The 19,772-nt window shown below is 63.3% G+C and carries 21 protein-coding genes; 4 read left to right on the top strand and 17 right to left on the bottom strand.

Going from position 1 to position 19,772, the window contains the following annotated elements; translation table 11 throughout:
• Position 1: 1 nt before the first annotated feature.
• The 5 genes from minC to HAP47_RS03400 all read right to left on the bottom strand — a co-directional run bounded on the left by minC (position 2) and on the right by HAP47_RS03400 (position 4,241).
• A complete protein-coding gene (gene minC, locus HAP47_RS03420) occupies positions 2–718 on the bottom strand; it encodes a septum site-determining protein MinC (protein WP_173639437.1) in 717 nt (238 codons plus the stop codon).
• Positions 719–912: 194 nt separating this feature from the next.
• A complete protein-coding gene (locus tag HAP47_RS03415) occupies positions 913–1,164 on the bottom strand; it encodes a hypothetical protein (RefSeq protein ID WP_173639438.1) in 252 nt (83 codons plus the stop codon).
• Positions 1,165–1,211: 47 nt separating this feature from the next.
• A complete protein-coding gene (locus HAP47_RS03410; protein WP_231168734.1) occupies positions 1,212–1,928 on the bottom strand; it encodes a TetR/AcrR family transcriptional regulator in 717 nt (238 codons plus the stop codon).
• Between the two features lie 198 nt (positions 1,929–2,126).
• A complete protein-coding gene (gene pstS / locus HAP47_RS03405) occupies positions 2,127–3,137 on the bottom strand; it encodes a phosphate ABC transporter substrate-binding protein PstS (protein ID WP_173639439.1) in 1,011 nt (336 codons plus the stop codon).
• A 192-nt stretch (positions 3,138–3,329) separates the two neighbouring features.
• Positions 3,330–4,241, bottom strand: a complete 912-nt coding sequence (locus HAP47_RS03400) for a tripartite tricarboxylate transporter substrate-binding protein (protein WP_231169056.1) — start codon at positions 4,239–4,241, stop codon at positions 3,330–3,332.
• Between the two features lie 356 nt (positions 4,242–4,597).
• Here HAP47_RS03400 and HAP47_RS03395 point away from each other — a divergent pair, with 356 nt between their 5' ends.
• Complete coding sequence (locus HAP47_RS03395; protein ID WP_173639441.1) at positions 4,598–6,256, top strand: alkaline phosphatase family protein; 1,659 nt, start codon at positions 4,598–4,600, stop codon at positions 6,254–6,256.
• A 141-nt stretch (positions 6,257–6,397) separates the two neighbouring features.
• On the opposite strand, the gene HAP47_RS03390 is transcribed toward HAP47_RS03395, so the two are convergent.
• The 3 genes from HAP47_RS03390 to HAP47_RS03380 all read right to left on the bottom strand — a co-directional run bounded on the left by HAP47_RS03390 (position 6,398) and on the right by HAP47_RS03380 (position 10,351).
• Entirely contained in the window at positions 6,398–8,662 is a 2,265-nt protein-coding gene (locus tag HAP47_RS03390) for a spermidine synthase (RefSeq protein WP_173639442.1), read from the bottom strand.
• A gap of 252 nt (positions 8,663–8,914) precedes the next feature.
• The gene (locus tag HAP47_RS03385) at positions 8,915–9,862 is read right to left on the bottom strand and encodes an AraC family transcriptional regulator (RefSeq protein WP_173639443.1); all 948 of its coding nucleotides are present in this window, start codon (positions 9,860–9,862) and stop codon (positions 8,915–8,917) included.
• Positions 9,863–9,871: 9 nt separating this feature from the next.
• On the bottom strand, positions 9,872–10,351 hold the full coding sequence (locus HAP47_RS03380) for a MarR family winged helix-turn-helix transcriptional regulator (RefSeq protein WP_173639444.1): 480 nt from the start codon (positions 10,349–10,351) through the stop codon (positions 9,872–9,874).
• Between the two features lie 184 nt (positions 10,352–10,535).
• On the opposite strand from HAP47_RS03380, the gene HAP47_RS03375 reads away from it, so the two are divergent.
• Positions 10,536–10,820: a hypothetical protein gene (locus HAP47_RS03375; protein WP_173639445.1), complete on the top strand. Its 285-nt coding sequence runs from the start codon at positions 10,536–10,538 to the stop codon at positions 10,818–10,820.
• A 323-nt stretch (positions 10,821–11,143) separates the two neighbouring features.
• Here HAP47_RS03375 and HAP47_RS03370 read toward each other — a convergent pair whose 3' ends face one another.
• Positions 11,144–11,392: a divalent metal cation transporter gene (locus HAP47_RS03370; RefSeq protein WP_231168733.1), complete on the bottom strand. Its 249-nt coding sequence runs from the start codon at positions 11,390–11,392 to the stop codon at positions 11,144–11,146.
• A 108-nt stretch (positions 11,393–11,500) separates the two neighbouring features.
• Between HAP47_RS03370 and HAP47_RS03365 the strand changes: the two genes are divergently transcribed.
• The gene (locus HAP47_RS03365; RefSeq protein ID WP_173639446.1) at positions 11,501–11,746 is read left to right on the top strand and encodes a hypothetical protein; all 246 of its coding nucleotides are present in this window, start codon (positions 11,501–11,503) and stop codon (positions 11,744–11,746) included.
• A complete protein-coding gene (locus tag HAP47_RS03360; RefSeq protein WP_173637094.1) occupies positions 11,740–11,922 on the top strand; it encodes a hypothetical protein in 183 nt (60 codons plus the stop codon). Before HAP47_RS03365 ends, HAP47_RS03360 begins: the two co-directional genes overlap by 7 nt.
• Here HAP47_RS03360 and ccoS read toward each other — a convergent pair.
• The 8 genes from ccoS to ccoN all read right to left on the bottom strand — a co-directional run bounded on the left by ccoS (position 11,904) and on the right by ccoN (position 19,769).
• Positions 11,904–12,071, bottom strand: coding sequence for a cbb3-type cytochrome oxidase assembly protein CcoS (ccoS, locus tag HAP47_RS03355; protein WP_173639447.1), 168 nt, complete (start codon positions 12,069–12,071; stop codon positions 11,904–11,906). The genes HAP47_RS03360 and ccoS overlap by 19 nt on opposite strands.
• Complete coding sequence (locus tag HAP47_RS03350; protein ID WP_173639448.1) at positions 12,071–14,257, bottom strand: heavy metal translocating P-type ATPase; 2,187 nt, start codon at positions 14,255–14,257, stop codon at positions 12,071–12,073. Before HAP47_RS03350 ends, ccoS begins: the two co-directional genes overlap by 1 nt.
• An 11-nt stretch (positions 14,258–14,268) precedes the next feature.
• Positions 14,269–14,769 (bottom strand): FixH family protein, encoded by a 501-nt coding sequence (locus HAP47_RS03345; protein WP_173639449.1) that lies wholly within the window; start codon positions 14,767–14,769, stop codon positions 14,269–14,271.
• Positions 14,770–14,784: 15 nt separating this feature from the next.
• Positions 14,785–16,242 (bottom strand): cytochrome c oxidase accessory protein CcoG, encoded by a 1,458-nt coding sequence (ccoG, locus tag HAP47_RS03340; RefSeq protein ID WP_173639450.1) that lies wholly within the window; start codon positions 16,240–16,242, stop codon positions 14,785–14,787.
• Between the two features lie 107 nt (positions 16,243–16,349).
• Positions 16,350–17,222, bottom strand: a complete 873-nt coding sequence (ccoP, locus tag HAP47_RS03335) for a cytochrome-c oxidase, cbb3-type subunit III (protein WP_173639451.1) — start codon at positions 17,220–17,222, stop codon at positions 16,350–16,352.
• Positions 17,223–17,228: 6 nt separating this feature from the next.
• Positions 17,229–17,393: a cbb3-type cytochrome c oxidase subunit 3 gene (locus HAP47_RS03330; protein ID WP_173639452.1), complete on the bottom strand. Its 165-nt coding sequence runs from the start codon at positions 17,391–17,393 to the stop codon at positions 17,229–17,231.
• 10 nt (positions 17,394–17,403) lie between these two features.
• Positions 17,404–18,138 (bottom strand): cytochrome-c oxidase, cbb3-type subunit II, encoded by a 735-nt coding sequence (gene ccoO / locus HAP47_RS03325; protein WP_173639453.1) that lies wholly within the window; start codon positions 18,136–18,138, stop codon positions 17,404–17,406.
• 8 nt (positions 18,139–18,146) lie between these two features.
• Positions 18,147–19,769 (bottom strand): cytochrome-c oxidase, cbb3-type subunit I, encoded by a 1,623-nt coding sequence (gene ccoN / locus HAP47_RS03320; protein ID WP_371821850.1) that lies wholly within the window; start codon positions 19,767–19,769, stop codon positions 18,147–18,149.
• Positions 19,770–19,772 lie beyond the last annotated feature (3 nt).

Here is a 19,772-nt window from a genome sequence, read left to right as displayed (position 1 = left end):
ATCAGTTCAAAGCTGTGATGCGCAGCGTTTCGCCCTCGAGCCACGCCTGGGCGGGCCGGTTGCGCAAGCTGTCGGCGATTTCATCTGCGGTCTGGTAGTAGCCGTCGATGGCGAGCAGTTCGGCCTCGATCCTCTGACAGAAGATCCGGGCCGCCGAGTTGCCGTTGATGCCGGCCATCGCGCGGCCGCGCAGCGTGCCGTAGACATGGATCGAGCCGCCGGCGACGATCTCGGCGCCGGAGCCGACCGAACCGAGCACGGTGACATCGCCTTCGGCAAACACGATCGACTGGCCGGAACGCACCGGGCTCTCCAGCAGCAGCGACGGCAGCTTGGTCTTGTCCTTGTCTTTGTTCTTTTCCTGCGCCGGCGGCGTCTTCGGCTCGACATGAGTGATCGCGCAGGCGCGGCCGCCGGTCAGAAGCGGCGGCAGGTTGGCGCCGAGCTTGGATTCGTCGACGCCCTCGATGCCGAGGATGCGGATGTTGCGTTCAGCGAGGCTGCCGACCAGATGCGCGATCGCGGCCTGGCTGAGGTCGACCGCCGAGAGGTCGAGCACCACGGGCTTGCCGGTAAAGAAGCCCGGCGACTTCCCCAGCGTCGCGTCGATCTCGGCCAGCCACGACACGACAGGCACGACGGGCGAGAAAACGAACGCAACATAGGAACGGCCGCGCATGCGGACCTGCTGACGTGCCACCTGTTGAGTTGCGTCCATCGCCCCTGACTCGGCTGTATTTTCGAATGGTTAACAATCGGCCCGCATGGTTAACCAAAGGTTAACGGAGGCAGCTGTTTTCACGGATTTGCGAGGGCGTCCTCGGGGCGGCGGCCGAAACAGCTGCGCGGCGTCGCTGAGCAGAGCCCGCAGCTGTTCGGATGCAGGCACTTTTTTAAGACAGACGATGCCGGTCAACGCCGCGGCGACGGCGACCGTTCGGCCTGCACGGATGCATCGAACACCGCGCGGCATGACGGGCTGAGCTGCTCGACCTGCGCCGCCATGCAGTCCCTGATCCGGCCACGGTCCGGAATGTAGGCGCCGCACAGGCGGACCGCGTCACCCATGCAGGCTTGACGCTGCATCGATTCGCTCAGTCCGGACTGGGCCATGGCGGGCGCGATGGTTGCACCGAGAAGAATGAGGGCAAGACGAAGTTTCACGGATCACTCTCTCACTGGTAGGTTGAATTGTTGGTCGAGGCTGGATGTCACGACAGCGGCTTGCGGCCGTTGCCGGCTGCGGGTTCTGCGTCGGCTTGCGACGGCGGAAGATGCAGAAGCGTTGCGACCGTCGTGTCGAGCAATTCGGTCCACGCCGTCGCGGGATCGATTTCGGGCGCGAACCGGCCGAGCAGCATCGCAAACGCCGGCGGCTGGTTGAGCGCCGCATTGAGCAACGCAAAGAACAGCGCCGGATGGCTGCTGCGGATGATGCCCGCCGCGATGCCGGCCTGAAACAGTTCGCGCGCGCTCTCATAGGCCGGGCGCAGCAGCTTTTTCGTCACCAGCGTGGAGCGCTCGGGCGCCTCCGCGCCGTGGCGAACCACGAAATTCCGCACCTGCGGATGCGCGACGTAGAACGTGGCGACGCGGATAATGAGATCGCGCAGCCGGTCGCCCAGCGAGCGGTTCGTGTCGGTCGCGATCGCATGCACCTCGGCCATCACGGGCATCGCAAGCACCACGATGCGGTCGAGGCAGGCCTCCCACAGCGCGGCCTTGTTGCCGAAGTGGACGCGCACGAGATTCGGCGCGACGCCCGCCGCCGCGGCCACGCTGCGCAGGTCGGCGCCGTCGAAACCGAGACTCGCAAAGGCCTCGGTCGCCGCGGTCAGCAGCGCCTGGCGGCCGTCTGGCATGTCCTTGCTGCGGCGTCCCTTGGGCCGCGAGGCCGGCGGCGCGGCGGCAGTCGTCGTTCCAATCATCGGACACCAAATATGTTCGGACGAACATATAATTTGGCGAATTCACGTTTAAATCTCAGGGCGCAATCTAAAAATACTTAATATTCAGATAGATAGCGGAAATGCCGCGAATGTGAGCGTGGCGGCCAACCGGCAAACAAAAACCCGGCGTCAATCGACGCCGGCTTCATGTCATTGAGCGGATCCGAAAGGAGCAGCTCAGCTCTTGACGTCAGCAGCCCAGGTCTTCTCGATCTGCTTCACGACGCTGTCGGGCATCGGAATGTAGTCGAGCTCTTCCGCGCTCTTGGCGCCCTTCTCGAAGGCGAACTTGAAGAACTTGAGCGCTTCCTTCGAGGCTGCCTTGTCGGTCGCATCCTTGTGCAACAGGATGAACGTTGAAGCGACGATCGGCCAGGACTTGTCGCCCGGCTGGTCGGTCAGGATCAGGTAGTAGCCGGGCGCACTGGTCCAGTCGGCGTTCGACGCCGCAGCCTGGAACGCTTCGTTGGTCGGCTGAATGGTCTTGCCCGCCTTGTTGATCAACGCGGTGTAGGTCAGCTTGTTCTGCTTGGCATAGGCATACTCGACGTAGCCGATCGAGTTCTTGGCCTGCGCGATGTTGCCCGCGACGCCTTCATTGCCCTTGGCGCCGACGCCGACCGGCCATTCGACCGCGGTGCCGGAACCGATCTTGCTCTTCCAGTCCGGGCTGACCTTGCTCAGATAGTCGGTGAAGTTGAAGGTCGTTCCCGAGCCGTCGGCGCGATGAACCACCGAGATCGCCTCGGACGGCAGCTTGGCCTTCGGATTGAGCTTCTTGATCGCGGCGTCATCCCACTTCGTGATCTTGCCGAGGAAGATGTTGGCAAGCGTCGGACCGTCGAGAACCAGATCGCCGGCCTTTACGCCCTCGAGGTTCACCACCGGAACGATCGCACCCATGATCATCGGCCACTGCGCAAGACCGTCCTTCTGCAGCTGGTCGGACTTCAGCGGCGCGTCGGTGGCACCGAAGGTCACGGTGTTGGCTTCGATCTGCTTGATGCCGGCACCCGAACCGATCGACTGGTAGTTCACGCCACTGCCTGAATCCTTCTTGTAGGCGTCGGCCCATTTGGAGAGCACAGGGAAGATAAATGTCGAACCGGCACCGGTGATGTCGGCTGCGAAGCTCGGCGTCGCCATGACCACCACAGTGGCGGCCACGATTGTCTTGACGAATTTCATATTGATCTCCGTGGAAACGCGAGAGGTCTCGCGCGCTCGATGCTCTCGTAAGCAGCCGCAACGTTTTTTCGGAGGTCCATGACGATGGGATGACAGTGGTCCGTAACCTTCGGCCTACGTCAAAAGTTCGGAACCGCGCGGGATACCGCCTGCCGCGGTTCCCCTGAGTTTGACGGAGCGTCGTGCTGGAAGTTATTCCGCCTTGATGTTGGCCGACTTGACGATCGGCCACCATTTCTCGACCTCGGCGGCTTGATGGTCGCGCAGCGCGACAGGGCCTTGTCTGTCCGGTGACGGGATCTCCTGCCCGAGCTCGGCGAAGCGCTGCCGAACGACGGGCTCGGCGAGCGCCGACATCACCGCCTTCGACAGCGTCGAAACGATATCGGGCGGCGTGCCCTTCGGCGCCCAGATGCCGTGCCAATAGGCGATATAGAGTCCCGGCAATCCAGCCTCGTCGACAGTCGGAATATCCGACGCCGATGCGAGCCGCGACGACGCGGTCACCGCAAAGGCCCTCACGGTCCCGCTCTTTACCTGCGGCAGCGAGTTGGAGGCCTGATCGAACATGATGTCGATATGCCCGGCCATCAGATCGTTCAGCGCGGGACCGGCGCCGCGATACGGCACGAACGAGAAGTGGGTGCCCGTCAGCTGCTGGAAGAACACGCCCGCGACATGCGCGCCCGAACCCGGGCCCGCGGTGCCGGCGGTCGCCTTGTCGCCATTGGTCTTGAGCCAGGCGATCAGCTCCTTCAGATTTGTCGCCGGCAGATCGGGGCGCCCGATGATGAGCTGCGGTCCACTCGCGATCAGCGCGATCGGCGCGAATTCGCGCACGTCATATTGCAGCTGATAGATCGCGCCATTCAGGCAATGCGTGCCCCAATGCCCGATCGTGAGCGTGGTGCCGTCCGGCACCGCGCGCGAGGCGCGCAGGCCCGCGACAGTGCCGGAGGCGCCCGTGACATTCTCGATGATGACAGGATGGCCGAGCGTATTGCGCATATATTCGGCGAGGATCCGCGCCAGCACGTCGGTCGGCCCGCCAGCGGCGAACGGCACGATCATCGTGATCGGGCGCGCAAGCGTCTCCGCACGCATGCCGCGGGAAGCAAGCGGCAGCGTCGCCGCGCCGAGCGCGAGTTGCAGGAATGGCCGGCGAGACATGTTGGGCATGCGCGTTCTCCTCATGCTCTCATAGAGCCGGCAGTGTCGCGCGGTCCAGCGTAAGACGTCAGAGATGCGATGTCCGTGTTTGAACGGCAAAACTTGCCGTTGCGCGGCGTCGTCCGACCGGCGCGTAGCCCAAATTGGGCAAATCCGGCGATCATTGGATGCCGGTCACCGCGGTCATCGAACTCGCAAGAAAGCGTCATCCCGCCGTCAATTGACCGCGACAAGTTGTCGCTGCCAACGCAGGCGGTTTCAAATTCACCGAAAAATGAAGGGGCGAACTCATGAATGGCTTTCGTGACTATTTCCTGTCAACCGCCGCGATCGCGGTGGCCATGCTGGCTTGCGGCGTCGCCGTCGCGCAAGCGGATGACGACAATGACCATTCGCAGCGACATGGCTACAAGCACGTCCTGCTGATCAGCGTCGACGGCATGCACGCCGTCGATTTGAAGCGTTGGGTCGAAAGCCGCCCCGGCGGCAACTTCGCCCAGCTCACCGGAAAGGGCGTCGTCTATCCGAACGCCTATACCACCGCGCCATCCGACAGCTTTCCCGGCATGCTCGCGCAGGTCACGGGCGCCACGCCGAAGGGCGGCGGCCTGTTCTATGACGACAGCTATGATCGCACCGAATATCCGGCCAAGGCCTTCTACACCAGCCAGGGTCTTAGCGACCCCGGTTGCGTGGGCCCGGCGGGAACCGAACTCACCAACTTCGAAGCGCTCGACAAGACCTACAATTACTCCAGCGGGCTGGTCGCCGATTACACCGCCGGCGGCACGCTGGGTCAGGTCTACACCCAGCTCGATCCGGATCACATGCAGCGCAAGCTCGTGAACGGCCAGTGCGTGCCGGTCTATCCGCATGATTACGTGCGCACCAACACGATCTTCGAAGTCATCAAGGAGGCCGGAATGCGCACGGCCTGGTCCGACAAGCATCCAGCCTATGAGGACCTTGCGGGCCCGTCGGGCAAGGGCCTCGACGAGCTCTTCACGCCGGAGATCAATTCGCAGGACACCATCGACGCTGGCGCCCAGCCCGGCGACGACTACACCACGAGCTACACCGGCGTCCGCTCCTACGACTCGCTGAAAGTGAAGGCGGTGTTGAACTGGATCGACGGCTATGACGGCACGCGCAGCCAGCGTCAGCCGGTGCCCGCGATCTTCGGCACGAACTTCCAAGCGGTCAGCGTCGGCCAGAAGCTCGCCAAGGCCGGCCACGCGGATGCCGACAAGTCGCTTGTCGGCGGCTATGCCGACGGCAAGGCAACGCCCGGCAATGCGCTCACGCTGCAATTCCAGTTCGTGGACGACGCGCTCGGCAAGTTCGTCAACGAACTCAAGGCGCAGAACCTCTACGATTCGACGCTGATCATCGTCAGCGCCAAGCACGGCCAGTCCCCGATCGACGTCAAGGACCGCGTGGCGATCTCCGACGCCTTGTACAGCAAGGCGCCCGGTTTCGGCACCAACGGCTTCGAGATTTGCGATGACGAGGCGCTGGTCTGGTTGTCGCCGGAGCTGCAGCAGGCGACCAATCCGGCGACCGGCCATCCCTACTACGCAGATGCCAAGGCTTACATCCTGGCCCACGCCGCCGATCTGCATATCCAGAAGCTGCTCGACCGCGACGAACTGACCAAGCTCTACGAGGATCCGTTCCACAACAGCCGGGTGCCGGACTTCATCGCCATCACCGATCATGGCGTCATCTGCACCGGCGGCAGCAAGCTCGCCGAGCACGGCGGCTTCTCCAACGACGATCGCAACGTGCTGCTGCTGGTCTCTTCGCCGCGCATCAAGCATGCGAGGGTCGTCGAGGAGACGACCTTCACAACCCAGATCGCGCCGACGATCCTCCATGCGCTGGACCTCAATCCGCGCAGCCTCCAGGCGGTTCGTGACGAAGGTGTCGAGGCCTTGAAGATAAAATAGAGCCGCAAAGGGGCATTCCCTCCAGCGGCACAACGCACCAGAGGGCTTGCATCGGCACACCGTGACCGGGCAAGCCGAGCGGCCTGGCCTCCATATCGGCGCCCCTATCCCGGGGCGCCGATGCTGTTTGCCATGAGAGCGTCAGGAGCCGAACTTCGCCCGCAGCATGGGGCCAAGGAGATTCGAGTAATCGTCTGTCCAGAGGGCGCTGGCCGGATCCGGCGACATGGCGGCCCAATGCCGGGCCGCCTCGCCGACATCGTCAGGCGTGCGCGCAAGCATCACCACCCGGGACGCCGTCCTCAGCGTGGTCATGACGTCGCCGACGGGATGCCCGTCCTTGAAGAGCGCGATGAGCCCCTCGGAGCGAGCGATATTTGCCAGGATCGGCGCCAGATCGAGATGGCGGTTGGAGATATGAACGAGAATGCCCCCGTGCGGCGCCAGCTTCGACACATAGCCGGCCATCGCTTCCCGCGTCAGCAGGTGGACAGGAATGCTATCGGACGAGAAGGCGTCCAGCACGATCAGGTCGTAGCGATCGAGTGAGGCCTGCAGTGTAAGACGCGCATCGCCGAGCACGAGTCTGGCCTTCGGCGCGCAGCGCGACAGGAACGTGAAGAAGGCAGGATTGCTCGCGATCCGGATCACCTCGGGATCGATCTCGAAGAAAGTCCAGTTCTCTTCGCCGCCACGGTAGCAGGCGAGCGAACCAGTACCGAGACCGACCACCGCAACCCGCTCGAGGCTTCCCTTGAGGCTGCGTGCCGCCGCGATCCCTTCGGCAAGCGGGCTGCCCGGGTAGTAGTAGCTCTGAGGCTCAGGCGCTCCGGAGACTGGCGTGCCGTCGTCGTTCCGCAACCGCTCTGCGCCATGCATCGTGTTGCCGTGGAACAGCAGCCGCGCACGGCCGTCCGCGAGGTCGACCACGGTGTGGACGCCGAAGAAGCTGCGCGCGGTCTCGATCGGGGCCATGCCGGGACGCCAGAACGTCGTCAGCATCAGGCCGGTGATCGCCAATCCGGCGAATGACACCGGCCGCTGGCGCAAAAATATCATGCAGGCCGCCAGCAAGACCAGCAAGGCCCGGAACGGCAGCTCGAAGGAGGCCGGAAGCTGCAGTTGGGTCACGTACCAGACCATGGCAAGCGCGATCGCCACCGCCAGCCATGGCGATGCCTTGATCAGCCCCCGGCGCGCACCGCCTGCGAACATGCCGGGCATTGCCAGCAATGCGAGTGCGATCAGGATCGGATATTCGTAATTGCCGGAAAATATCTGCGGCGCCAGCAGCCCCGCGAAGGCGCCGCCCAGCACACCGCCGAACGAGGTGCAGAGGAAGAACTCCGTCAGCCGCTGCGGGTGCGGGCGCCGGGCATAGAGCTCGCCATGGCAGAGCAGCGCCAACAGCGTGAACACGACGAGATGGAGCATGATCGTCGTGAACCAGAACACCTTGGCGCCGACCAGACTGATCGCAAGCGGGGCCACGGCGAACGGAACGAGACGCACCACGGTCGCGTGGCTGATCCACGGCCGATCGCGGAACACGACAACGAAAGTGAACAGATAGAGCGCCAGCGGAATGACCCATAGAAAGGGCGCGGCCGCGACGTCGGTCGTCAGATACGCGGTCACCGCTATGACCAGTCCGGACGGAATGGCCGCAAGCGCGATCCATTGCAGCCTGTCGGCCGCGCTGATGACCGATGTCTCTGGCGACGGCGTCGCCTTCATAGCGCCATCGCCTCGTCCGAGCACGAGCGCAACCGCCGTGACGAGCAGCGCGAGGACCGCGAAGCCGACCGACCAGATGCTCGCCTGCATATTCAGCGCCAGCAGTGGCTCGACAACGACAGGATAGGCAAACAGGGCCGCGAACGAGCCAAGGTTCGACGCGGCATAGAGCACATACGGATTGCTTGCATCGCGATGGCCGCTTCCGGCGAACCAGCTCTGCAGCAAGGGGGCGCTCGCGGACAACGCGAAGAACGGCAGGCCGATTGACGCGGCGAACAGCCCGAACAGCCAGAGCGCAGTTCCATCAGCGGGTGGCGCCCCCCAATTGGGCGCGATCGCGATCGGCAAGGTCATGGCCGTGACCACGAGCAGCAGCAGATGGACGAGCGCCGCACGCTGCGGCCCGAACCACCGGCCGAGCAGATGTGCATAGGCATAGCCGGCGAGCAGGACGGCCTGGAAGAATACCATCGCCACCGACCAGACCGAGGGCGCGCCACCGAGCTTCGGCAGCACCATTTTCGCGAACATCGGCTGAATCAGGAACAGCAGCAGCGCGGATACGAACAACGTCGCCACGCTGAGGACCGGCAGCAGACGCGTTTCATCGGCAGAGCGCGATACCTCAGGGAGCGTGCGCTCCGGCGCGTTCTCGAAAAGTGACATTGGTTGATCCCTGCAATCCCTGCTTGCAAGGTAGATTAGGCGCGCCTAAGCAAGCGTTAATCGGAGTTCAGGTAGCGTGACGTGGGCGCGCCGGAACATGGCGCCTTACAAAGTACCGCGCAACGTCAGCTTCGTTGCGGGTTGCCGCGCTCACCGGCCGGCAAGCTGTTGCGGCGGTTGCTCAAGGACTGACGCTGCAGCGAACTTGCCCCGACCGGCTGACGGCGCCAGCCAGACGGCGGCTTCGCCGACCTAGAACCCTCGTACCCGTGAGAGGGTTTCCGACGGCATCTCGCCATATGCTCGGTCATAGCATCTCGCGAAGTCGCTCATGTGCCAGAAGCCGTTGGCCCGCGCCGCCGCGGTCACGGTAAGGAGCGGGCCTCCTTTGACGAGGAGCTTGCGGACCAACCACATGCGTTTCGACCGCAAATGTTGATGCAGGCTAACGCCACAGACGTGCTGCACGGCGGTCTGGAGCGTACGAATGGAAACGCCGAGCGTCTGCGCGAGACTAGCGCTGTAGAGATCGGCCTCTCCGAGAGTGGCCACCAGTTCATCCAGGCGTTCAACCAGCTTCCGATGCCGGTCGAACGAGCCCGGAGGCGCCCGCTTGACACTGTCCTCGACGAGGGCGCTGTCGAGCCCGGCGACAAGCGTTTCCTGCAGCCTTCCGCTCAACAGCTCGAATTCCCTGAGATCCGTGCAATTGGAAGCGAGGCAAAACATGTCCAGAATTGCCGACCGTATCGTTAGCATCTTCACCGGCGCCAGCCGGAACAGCTCGATTCCCTTGTCGAAGTCGACCCACCCGCGATTGCTCATGTCGGAGCCGAAGCGCAGCATGAGATAGGTGTTTGCATGCCGTTCGACGACATCGACAGGCGCCCGGCCGCGAATGACGCCGATCGTGGAATCGCCGACCTCGGTCCCGTTCATCGTTGCGTGGAAGGCCAGAGGAATGACGACCCCAACCCCGCGATTCGCTCCGAGATCTCCCTCCATTCGCCGGGCGAATGATCGCTGCAGCACGAGAAGGCAGTCGGGAAGCGCCAGGATGCTCCGCGAAACCGAGATGGGCCACGAATCCGTCGGCGTACTTCTCATTCCGCCAATAACATCGTTGGGACGGAATTCGTCGAAGCTGCTGAAGCGCTCGATACGTAGTACCGGCGACGGATCGAGCCAGCGGACGGGCATCGTGACCTCCTACGAACGCGGATGATCCAGCAGGGCCTCGCCCGCGCGCGCAATTCCCTTCATCAGTTCGACTGCCGACCGGAAGCTATCATCGCCGAACCGTTTGGCCAGATTCGCCTGTACTTCTCGCCAGCGCGGCAGTGCACGCGACAAGGTTTTCCTGCCTTTGGCGGAGATTGAGATGTCGCGCACGCGACGGTCCGCTCCGGGCGCGATCCTCACCAGACCGCGACGTTCAAGAATCGTGATGTTGCGTGCGAGCGCGCTTGGGTCCATCGACATCCTCCCCGCAAGTGCTCCCATGGTCACAGTCTCTTGCCGCGCACAGGAAACGAGCAGCATAAATTGCGTTGGCTCCACCCCGACCGGCGCGAAGGCCTCGGCATAAAGCCGGGTGATCACGCGGCTTGCCTTCCGAACATTGAATGCGGCGCAGCAACTACCCACCACGGCTAGTTCCTCGGGCATTGGCGACACAACCTGCTTCATCGCGCACCTACGTTATATGCATATACTGGTAATTTATCGGCATATGCCGTTTTCAAAAGGTTAATCACCAAATTCCCGCAATTTGCCGGATTCCGATAATCGTATTGATCAAGCAATTAAGACGGTGCCCTCAATATCCCCCGAAAGGACATCAACACCGAGCACACGCCAAGGGAGAACCACGATGCCGGACATCGCGAACCTCGATCGACGTAAGCGTCACCGCCCCGCGCCGTCGCTGGCATGCCGAGCAGCGCCGATCAATCCGTTTGAGCCTTGGAGTGTTCACCGGCAGAAAGCGCGCGAGGCGCTACAAGAGGCGGTTTTCGCTCTTCAGATCACTCATGCGCGAACATCCATCGTGATCGAAAAGATCGAAAATCCGGAGAACCGTAAACAATTGCAGGCCCAATCCACGCGGATCGGTACGCTGATCGACCTCGCCTGGTGCAGACTCGGCGATATCTGAACGCTGGCCGCCCGGTTCGGCTCGGCGGGCGTCGCGCTCCCGCTGCTCATCCGATTCCTACCGCGATGCTGACGATCATTGGACATCCAAAGAGAAAACTCGACATTCCGATGAGCGTCGAGGGCGACTGCGATCACCGATCATTGAGCGGCCCGACCTGCCCTCGGGAACGCCGATGACGCAGCCTGGCAGGATACATCCTGCCGGGCTGCGATGCACGCTGCGTCGCTTACGCATTGTTCGAGTGCGTCGAGCGTCGAGGTTTTCGCTTGCACTTCTACTCGACGCTCCAAAGAAGCTGACTAGCTCGCGCGCCTCGCTGGCTACCCTGGCAAGAACATCAAAATGGCTGCCAGCCCCATCACGAATGTCGCGATCCAGCCGAGGACGATGATCGACCGGCCCGAGGTGTGCGGACCCATGACCGAAGGTTTCGAGGCGAGCAGGATGATCACGACCATCAGGGGCACGGCGACGACCCCGTTGATGACGGCGCTCCAGAACAGCGCCTTCATCGGACTGATCGGAGAATATTGGATGAGCAACCCGGCGATGACGCTGACCGCGATCACGCCGTAGAATCCGCTCCTTGCTGCCAGCCTGCTCTCGGTTGAGCCACATCAATCGCATCGGCGATCGAGCGTGCGACGATTGGTCGTTCTAGTCAGAGGCTTCGCGGCATGCGTCGAACATTCCCCTCCCTGTTCCGCTGGCTCACCCTTTTCGGGTGGCGGGATATCGCGACCGCCCCGGTCGACTGCGCGGTCGAGATTGCCGTGATCGACGTCGAACAGCACAGGCTAGGCTTCCCCTGTCTCAAGCATGGCGGCGGATGGTTCGATGCCGCGACCCTGCAGCCCATTGCGATGGCGCCGACCCACTGGCGCTACTGGCGGCCCGACGTCCCGCCGATGAGTTGTTGCTGACCATGCCACGCCTTGCCGCCATCAATCGGCTGGTCGCGGTGCTGCTGCTGCGGTCACGTGCTTCTCCGTCGCAGCGGCGTCCCGACTGGACGCTGATCCTGGCGCTCGCCAGCACGGCGCTGACTGTCGCCTCGGCAGTCTCGCTGGTCTATTTTCACTATTTGGGCGGACCCTGATCGTTCGCGGGCTCGTCGTCGGCAATGGCCCGCCACGCCGCGCCATCGAGATCGTCATACTGGCCGCTCTTCAACGACCATAAAAAGCCCAGCAGGCCGACGAAGCCGAGCGCAAGGGCGAGCGGAACCAGATAGACCAGGACTTCCATCAGACCGTCCCCCGCCCCCGCGCCCTCATCGCGTTGAGCATGACCAGCACCGACGAGCCGGACATCGCCGCCGCTGCGATGAGCGGCGTCACCAAGCCTGCGATCGCGATCGGAACCGCAAGGACGTTGTAGACCACGGCGAGCCAGAGATTTTGCCGCATCAAGCGCAGCGCCTTGCGCGAGACCACGATCGCTGTCCGCACCGGCGCGAGGTGCTCGCCGAGAAAGACCGCGTCCGCGACCGCCTGGCTCACATGGGTCGCACTAACCGGCGACATCGAGGCATGCGCCGCGGCTAGCGCCGGGGCATCGTTGAGGCCGTCACCGACCATCAGCACCTTGCAGCCCTGACGCGCCAGTTCCTCGATCCGGGCGATCTTGTCGACCGGAGAAACCCCGGCGCGCCATTCATGGATGCCGAGCGTCTCGGCCGCGAGTCGAACGGCGGGTTCGCGGTCCCCGGAAACGATCTCGACCGCCAGGCCGAGCCGTTCCAGACCCGAGACAACGTCAGCCGCGTCGGCCCGCAGCTTCTGGCGAACGGCGAAGACGTACCTGGTGTCGCCATGGCTGAATGCGACGACGGAGGCCTCAGGGTCGCGATGCAGAAGCTCGTTGGCGAGGCTGTCGGCACCGCAGAACGACGGCCGGCCAAGCCGGATTGGCTGACCCTGATGGTAGCCGTGGACGCCCTGCCCCGGATCTTCCTCGATACCCGGCAGCGGCGCGGCGGCGCCGGCCGCGCGCGCCACGGCGGCCGCGACCGGGTGACGGCTCGACAGGGCCAGCCGGCCGGCAAGCTCGATGACGTCGTCGGGAACGCTTGCGAAATTGGTGACATCGAGTTCAGGCAGCGTCAGCGTGCCGGTCTTGTCAAAGATCACCCGGTCGACTTCGGCAAGGCGCTCGATCGCATCGCCGGCGTTGAGCAGCACGCCCGATCCAAACAGCGTACCGGATGCAACGGTCTGCACGGCCGGAATGGCGAGCCCCAGCGCGCAGGGACAGGTGATGATCAGGACCGCAATCGCCGTCACGATCGAATCATGAAAACTCGCGCCATAGGCCAGCCAGCCCAGCATCGTCAGGAGTGCGGTCGCGTGCACGACCGGGGCGTAAAGCCTCGATGCACGCTCGGCTAGACGCAGATAGCGCGAGCGCGCCTGCAGCGCGTGATCGAGCAGCCGGGATATCTCGTCAAGCAAAGTGCTCCCCGAGGCGGCAGATGCACGGACGCGCAATGTGCCGGAACGGATCAGCGTGCCCGCGAACACGGCGCTGCCAGGCGCCGCCATCGCCGGCAAGGTTTCGCCCGTAATCAGGCTCTGATCGACCTCCGAGCGGCCCTCGATCACATTGCCGTCGACCGCGCAGCGCTCGCCGGGCCGCAGCAGCACGATGTCACCGGGGCGGATCGCAGCTGCCGGGACCGTTCTGATCTCGGTTGGGCTAATGAACTTCGTCGCGGTCTCCGCCTTCAGCGCCGCGAGGTTACCGGCAAAGGCTCGAGTACGCCGTCGCAAGTTCTGATCGAGGTAGCGACCGGCGAGCAGGAAAGCGATCAGCATGATCGCGGCATCGAAATAGGCATGTTCGGCGTGATTTATCGTCTCGATCACCGAGGTTGCCAGCGCGAGCACGATACCGATACTGATCGGAACGTCCATGTTGGCGCCGCGCGCTCGCAGGGCTGACAGCGCCGACGAAAAGAAAGGCTGCGCCGAATAGGCTGCAGCCGGCAGCACGATCAATGCCGACAGCCAGTGGAAGAAGTCGCGTTGCTCGGGCAGCATATCGGAGACGTTGCCGGACCATACGGGGATCGACAGCATCATGACATTCATCGCCGCAAAGGCGGCGACGCCAAGCCGGCGCAACAGGCCTTGCGCCCGCTGCGCTTCCAGCGTTTCGGCATCGTCGCGTTCGAACGGATAGGCCTTGTAGCCGAGCTCCGCGAGCCGGCTTACGAACAGCGCCGGATCAAGGGCACCCGCCTTCCACTCCAGCGCCAGCCGGCTGTCGGTCAGGTTCACGCGGGCCGAGGTGACGTCCGGTATGGCCGACAAATTGCGCTCGATCTTGGCCATGCAGCCCGCGCAATTGATGCCTTCGACTGCAAGATCGAGATGGATAAGCCCGGTGCCCGCGTTCTTCAGATAATGAGAGAAATCGATATCCGCCTGCATGAGATGCACCCTCAGTTCAGGAGGATTCGGTTCTTCGACAGGAACATGCGGCGGCCATCCGCGTCGCCCTCGATCACGAGGTCCCACTGCCCCGCGGCGACGCCCTCGGCGCGGCCGCGATAGCTGCCGGGGCCGGTCTCACTGATCTCGATCGCCCGATCGGCGCGACGATCGATCGGTCGTTCGAGCCGAGCGAGGAAATTCAATGCCGTCAGAGGCGCGCCAGCGTGATCGCGCGCCTCGAGTGCAATTGCGGCGCGGCCATCAGACCGCCGATCGATATGCGCCTGGACCTGCCAGTTGCGCTCGTTCTGCTGTCTTGCCGCGTCGATCTCGCGCTGATAGGCGAGGCCGGCGCTGTAGGCGCTGTCAACCTCGGTGCCCGGAAGCGTCGTGATGGCAAGACGCATCATGACTATGTTCACGCTGATGACGACGGCAAAGAACGCGATGGTCGTGATCAGGACGAAACGTCCGGTGATGGGTCGCGCGACTGAACTTGAGGCTGCCATGGTGAGATCCCATCGTTATGGAAGGACGAAGTGGTCGGTCGCGGAGGCGACCTCTCCGAGACCGATGTCGGTGACGCGAAACGTGACCGGCACCGACTTTTCCGCCTTTTCATCTAGCGGTGCCGTCACCAGCACGCGAAGCTCGGTGGTGGTGTCGCGACCAAGGACGATCATCGGACGGTCTGGTGTCACCGAGTCCGCACCGATGACGTGCAGCTTCGCATTGGCCGGTCCATCGACGTCGATCGCGATCACACGATCAAAGCCGCGCTTGTTGAGGAAGCGCAGCGTGTATCCATTGCGGATCGCGCCGTCGCTGAGACGCACCGCGATCGGGTTGCGGTCGTGCAGCACGTTGACGTCGAGCAGGGTTCGCGACATCAGCGCGTAAAGCATCACCGCGCAGACCACGGTGATCAGGCTGGCGTAGAGGACCGTGCGAGCGCGAACGGGCTTGAAGATTTCTTCCTTGCCGGCAATGCGTCGCTGAACGTTGATATCGTTGTCGTAACCGATCAGACCAGTCTTGCGGCTGACCTTGGTCATGACGGCGTCACAGGCATCGATGCACAGGCCGCACTGAATGCAGCCGAGTTGCGCGCCATCGCGGATGTCGATCCCGGTCGGGCACACGGCAACGCACTGGTTGCAATCGATGCAATCGCCGGCCTTCTCGCCGAGCGCTCTGATGTCGAACGCCTTCTTCACCGAGCAACGCGGCTCGCCGCGATCGTATTTATAGGTGACGTTAAGCGCCCATTCGTCGGTCAGTGCGGCCTGGATCCGCGGCCACGGGCACATATAGACGCAGACCTGCTCGCGCATATAACCGGCCAGCAGATAGGTCGACGCGGTCAGGATCGCGATCCAGACATAGGCGATCGCCGGTGCCTGAAAGGTCGCCAGATCGCGCACCAGGGTCGGCGCATCGGCGAAGTACAGCACCCATGCGCCACCGGTCCACCACGCGATCATCAGCCAGATCGCATGCTTCAGCACTCGGCGACCGGCGCGCTTTACGGTCATTGGCCCGGCATCGGCCTTCATCTGTGCGCGACGGTCGCCTTCGACCAGGCGCTCGACCGCATAGAACAGATCGGTCCAGACCGTCTGCGGGCAGAGATAACCGCACCAGATTCGGCCACCCAGCGCGTTCATCAGGAACAAGGCGAACGCCGCCAGCACCAGAAGGCCCGTGAAGTAGTAGACCTCCTGCGGCCACAGCTCGATGAAGAAGAAATAGAAGCGGCGGTTGGGAAAATCGATCAGGACCGCCTGATCGGGCGCGCCGAGGCCCCGATGCCAACGCACGAAGGGCAGCAGATAGTAGACGCCGAGGCAAACGGCCATCAGCCGCCATTTGATTGAACGGAATCGCCCGGAGACGCTCTGGGGAAAAACCTTCTTGCGAGGCGCATAAAGCGGCCCGTTTTCGTCGTCTATGAGTTCATCAGGGGGCACGGGCTTGTTCATGGATTGCTCGAATGAGGCTCTCGTTGAAACCTACATCCCCGCACCAGGTCCGGGTTTGACCTTCGTCAATGAACCTGGATGCCCTCGCGGTGGCGGCTACTTGCCGCCTACTTGCCGCCCCCCAACGAGTGCACAAAGACCGTCAGTGCCTTGATGGTGACCGGGTCGAGCCGACCGACCCAGGCCGGCATGACGCCGGCGCGGCCATTGGTGATGGTCTCGACCAGCGTCTCCTCGTCGGAGCCGTAGAGCCAGATCTGGTCGGTCAGGTTCGGCGCACCGAGCTCCGGGTTGCCCTTGCCGTTGTCACCGTGGCAGCTGGTGCAGTTCTCGGTGAATATCTTCTTTCCGGCAGCGGGGTCGAACTTCGGCGCGGTGGAAAGACCGGAAAGCGAGCGCACATAGTTGGCGACGGTCACGATCTCGTCCTTCTTGAGGACACCGTCGCGGCCGAACGCCAGCATCTGCCCTTCATGGGTCTTTGCGTGTCCGGAACGTGCGCCGAACTGGATAGTCTGCATGATCTGGTCAAGCGAGCCGCCCCACAGCCAGTCGTCGTCGTTCAGATTCGGATAACCCTTCGCGCCGGCGCCGCCGCTGCCGTGGCACGGCGCACAATTGTCGGCGAACACGGTCTTGCCGCGGGCACGAGCCAGCGCCAGCAGGGCCGGATCCTTCTCGATGTCGGCCAGCGACGCGTTGCCGAGCACCGCCATCTTCTCGCCGCGCAGCTTCTCGAGATCGGCAAGGTCGGTCGCGACACTGGCGCGGGTGGAATACTGGAACAGACCGGTGGTGTAACCCGAGACCAGCGGCCAGGCCGGATAGACGACCCAGTAACCGATCGCCCAGATGATCGTTGCATAGAATGTCAGGACCCACCACCGCGGCAGCGGCGTATTCAGTTCCTTGATGCCATCCCACTCATGACCGGTCGTGCTGCGGCCGGAAACGCGGTCGATCTCATTGTGCTCGCTCATGATCGGTCAGTCCTCCCGCAGCGGCATCCGGGCTGCAGCATCGAAGAGAGATTTGTTGCGGGGCCAAAGCGCGTAGACGACGATGGCGATGAAGATCCCGACAAAGACGGGGGTCCAAAGTGTACCGACCAGGCTCGACGCAAGATTGTCGACTTGAATGATCGCTTTCATGCTCGTGGCCTCACCGCAGATTGGCTTTTTCGTTGTAGAGCTTGAAGTCGACGAGCGTGCCGAGCATCTGCAAATAGGCGATCAGTGCGTCGAGCTCGGTCGGATTGCCGGCCTTGCCGTCGAAGTTGCGGACCACCGCCTTCGGATAGCGCTTCTGGAACGCGTCGGAGCCGGGGCTGTCGGGGTCGACCTGCGCCTTGAGATCCGCGGCCGCGTTGGCGATCTGCTCGCCGGTATAGGGCACGCCGACCGCGCGATTCGTGCGTAGATGGGCCGCGGCGTCCGATGGGTCGAGTTCCGTCCTGGCGAGCGCCGGGTATCCGGGCATCACCGATTGCGGGACGATCGAGCGTGGATTGATCAGGTGCGTGACGTGCCAGTCGTCGGAGTACTTGCCGCCGACGCGCGCAAGGTCTGGTCCGGTGCGCTTGGAGCCCCACTGGAACGGATGGTCATACATGCTCTCGGCGGCCAGCGAGTAGTGGCCATAGCGCTCGACCTCGTCGCGCAGCGGCCGGATCATCTGCGAGTGGCAGAGGTAGCAGCCCTCGCGAACATAGATGTTGCGGCCTGCGAGCTCGAGCGGCGTATAGGGCCGCACGCCGTCGACCGCCTCGATGGTGCTCTTGAGATAGAACAGCGGAGTGATCTCGACCAGCCCGCCGATGGCGATGACGAGCAGGATGCCCACGATCAGGACGATCGAGTTCTTCTCGAAGATCTTGTGTCGGTTCCAGAGGGACATTGCGCGACCTATTCGGCAGGCTGGAGGGCGCCGGCGCCCTCGGTTTCGCTGGCTTGGCCGGCATTGACGGTCATCCAGAGGTTGAAGGCCATGATCAGGGCGCCGACCAGGAACAGCGCGCCGCCGGCCGCGCGGATGATGTAGAAGGGATGCATGGCCTCGACGGATTCGATGAAGGAGTATTCGAGGAAGCCGAGCGAGGTGTAGGCACGCCACATCAGGCCCTGCAGGATCCCCGACACCCACATCGCGGAAATGTAGAGCACGATGCCGATCGTCGCGATCCAGAAGTGCCAGTTAACGAGCTTCAGGCTGTAGAGCTGGCGATTCCAGATCCAGGGGACGAGACAGTACAGCGCGCCGAACGAGACGAAGCCGACCCAGCCCAATGCGCCGGAATGCACATGGCCGATAGTCCAGTCGGTATAGTGGCTCAGCGAATTGACCACCTTGATCGACATCATCGGGCCTTCGAAGGTCGACATGCCGTAGAAGGCGACCGACACCACCATCATGCGCAGCACGGGATCGGTGCGCAGCTTGTCCCAGGCTCCCGACAGCGTCATCAGGCCGTTGATCATGCCGCCCCAGGACGGCATCCAGAGCATGATCGAGAACGTCATGCCGAGCGTCTGCGCCCAGTCGGGCAGTGCCGTGTAGTGCAGGTGATGTGGGCCGGCCCAGATGTAGAGGAAGATCAGCGCCCAGAAATGGATGATCGAAAGCCGGTAGGAATAGATCGGACGCTCCGCCCGCTTCGGGATGAAGTAGTACATGATCGCGAGAAAGCCCGCGGTCAGGAAGAAGCCGACGGCGTTATGCCCGTACCACCACTGGAACATCGCATCCTGCACACCGCCCCAGGCGATGTAGGACTTCGAGCCGAGGAAGGAGACCGGCAGCGCGGGGTTGTTGCCGAGATGGAGCACCGCGATCGTGATGATGAACGCCAGGTAGAACCAGTTGGCGACGAAGATATGCGGCTCCTTGCGCTTCACCAGCGTCATCAGGAACACGAGCAGATACGTCACCCAGACGATCGTCAGCCAGAGGTCGGCGTACCATTCCGGCTCGGCGTATTCCTTCGACTGGGTGACGCCGAGCAGGTAGCCCGTGCCGGCGATCAGGATGAAGAAGTTGTAGCCGACCACGACGAACCAGGGCGACAAGTCGCCTGCAAGGCGCGCGCGGCAGGTCTTTTGCACGACATAGAACGACGTTGCGATCAGGACGTTGCCGCCGAACGCGAAGATCACGGCCGACGTATGCAGCGGCCGCAGGCGACCGAACGTCGTCCAGGGCAGGTCCAGATTGAGCGCGGGCCACGCCAGTTGCATCGCGATGATCAAGCCCACCGTGAAGCCCGCGATGCCCCAGAACATCGCCATGGCCGAGGCGAACTTGATCGGGCCGAGATTGTAATTGGGACGCCCACCGATCTCCGCCGGAGGCAATTCGGCCGGGCGGTCGAGGTAGCGATTGCCGATCATGATCACGGAGATCAGGCTGGCGGCGCAAGCAAGCGCCGCGTGAAAGCTGAACGCCGCATCGTGCCCCATCGCCGCGCCGAGAAGGCTAACGAATGCAAAAACTGCGAGTACCGACGCCAAGCCGGCTTCTCCCATCGTCATCGA

The organism is Bradyrhizobium sp. 41S5, assembly GCF_011516665.3.
Classification (GTDB): domain Bacteria; phylum Pseudomonadota; class Alphaproteobacteria; order Rhizobiales; family Xanthobacteraceae; genus Bradyrhizobium; species Bradyrhizobium quebecense.
The sequence above is the reverse complement of the archived record's forward strand: the minus strand, read 5'-3'. Positions and strand labels throughout refer to the sequence as shown.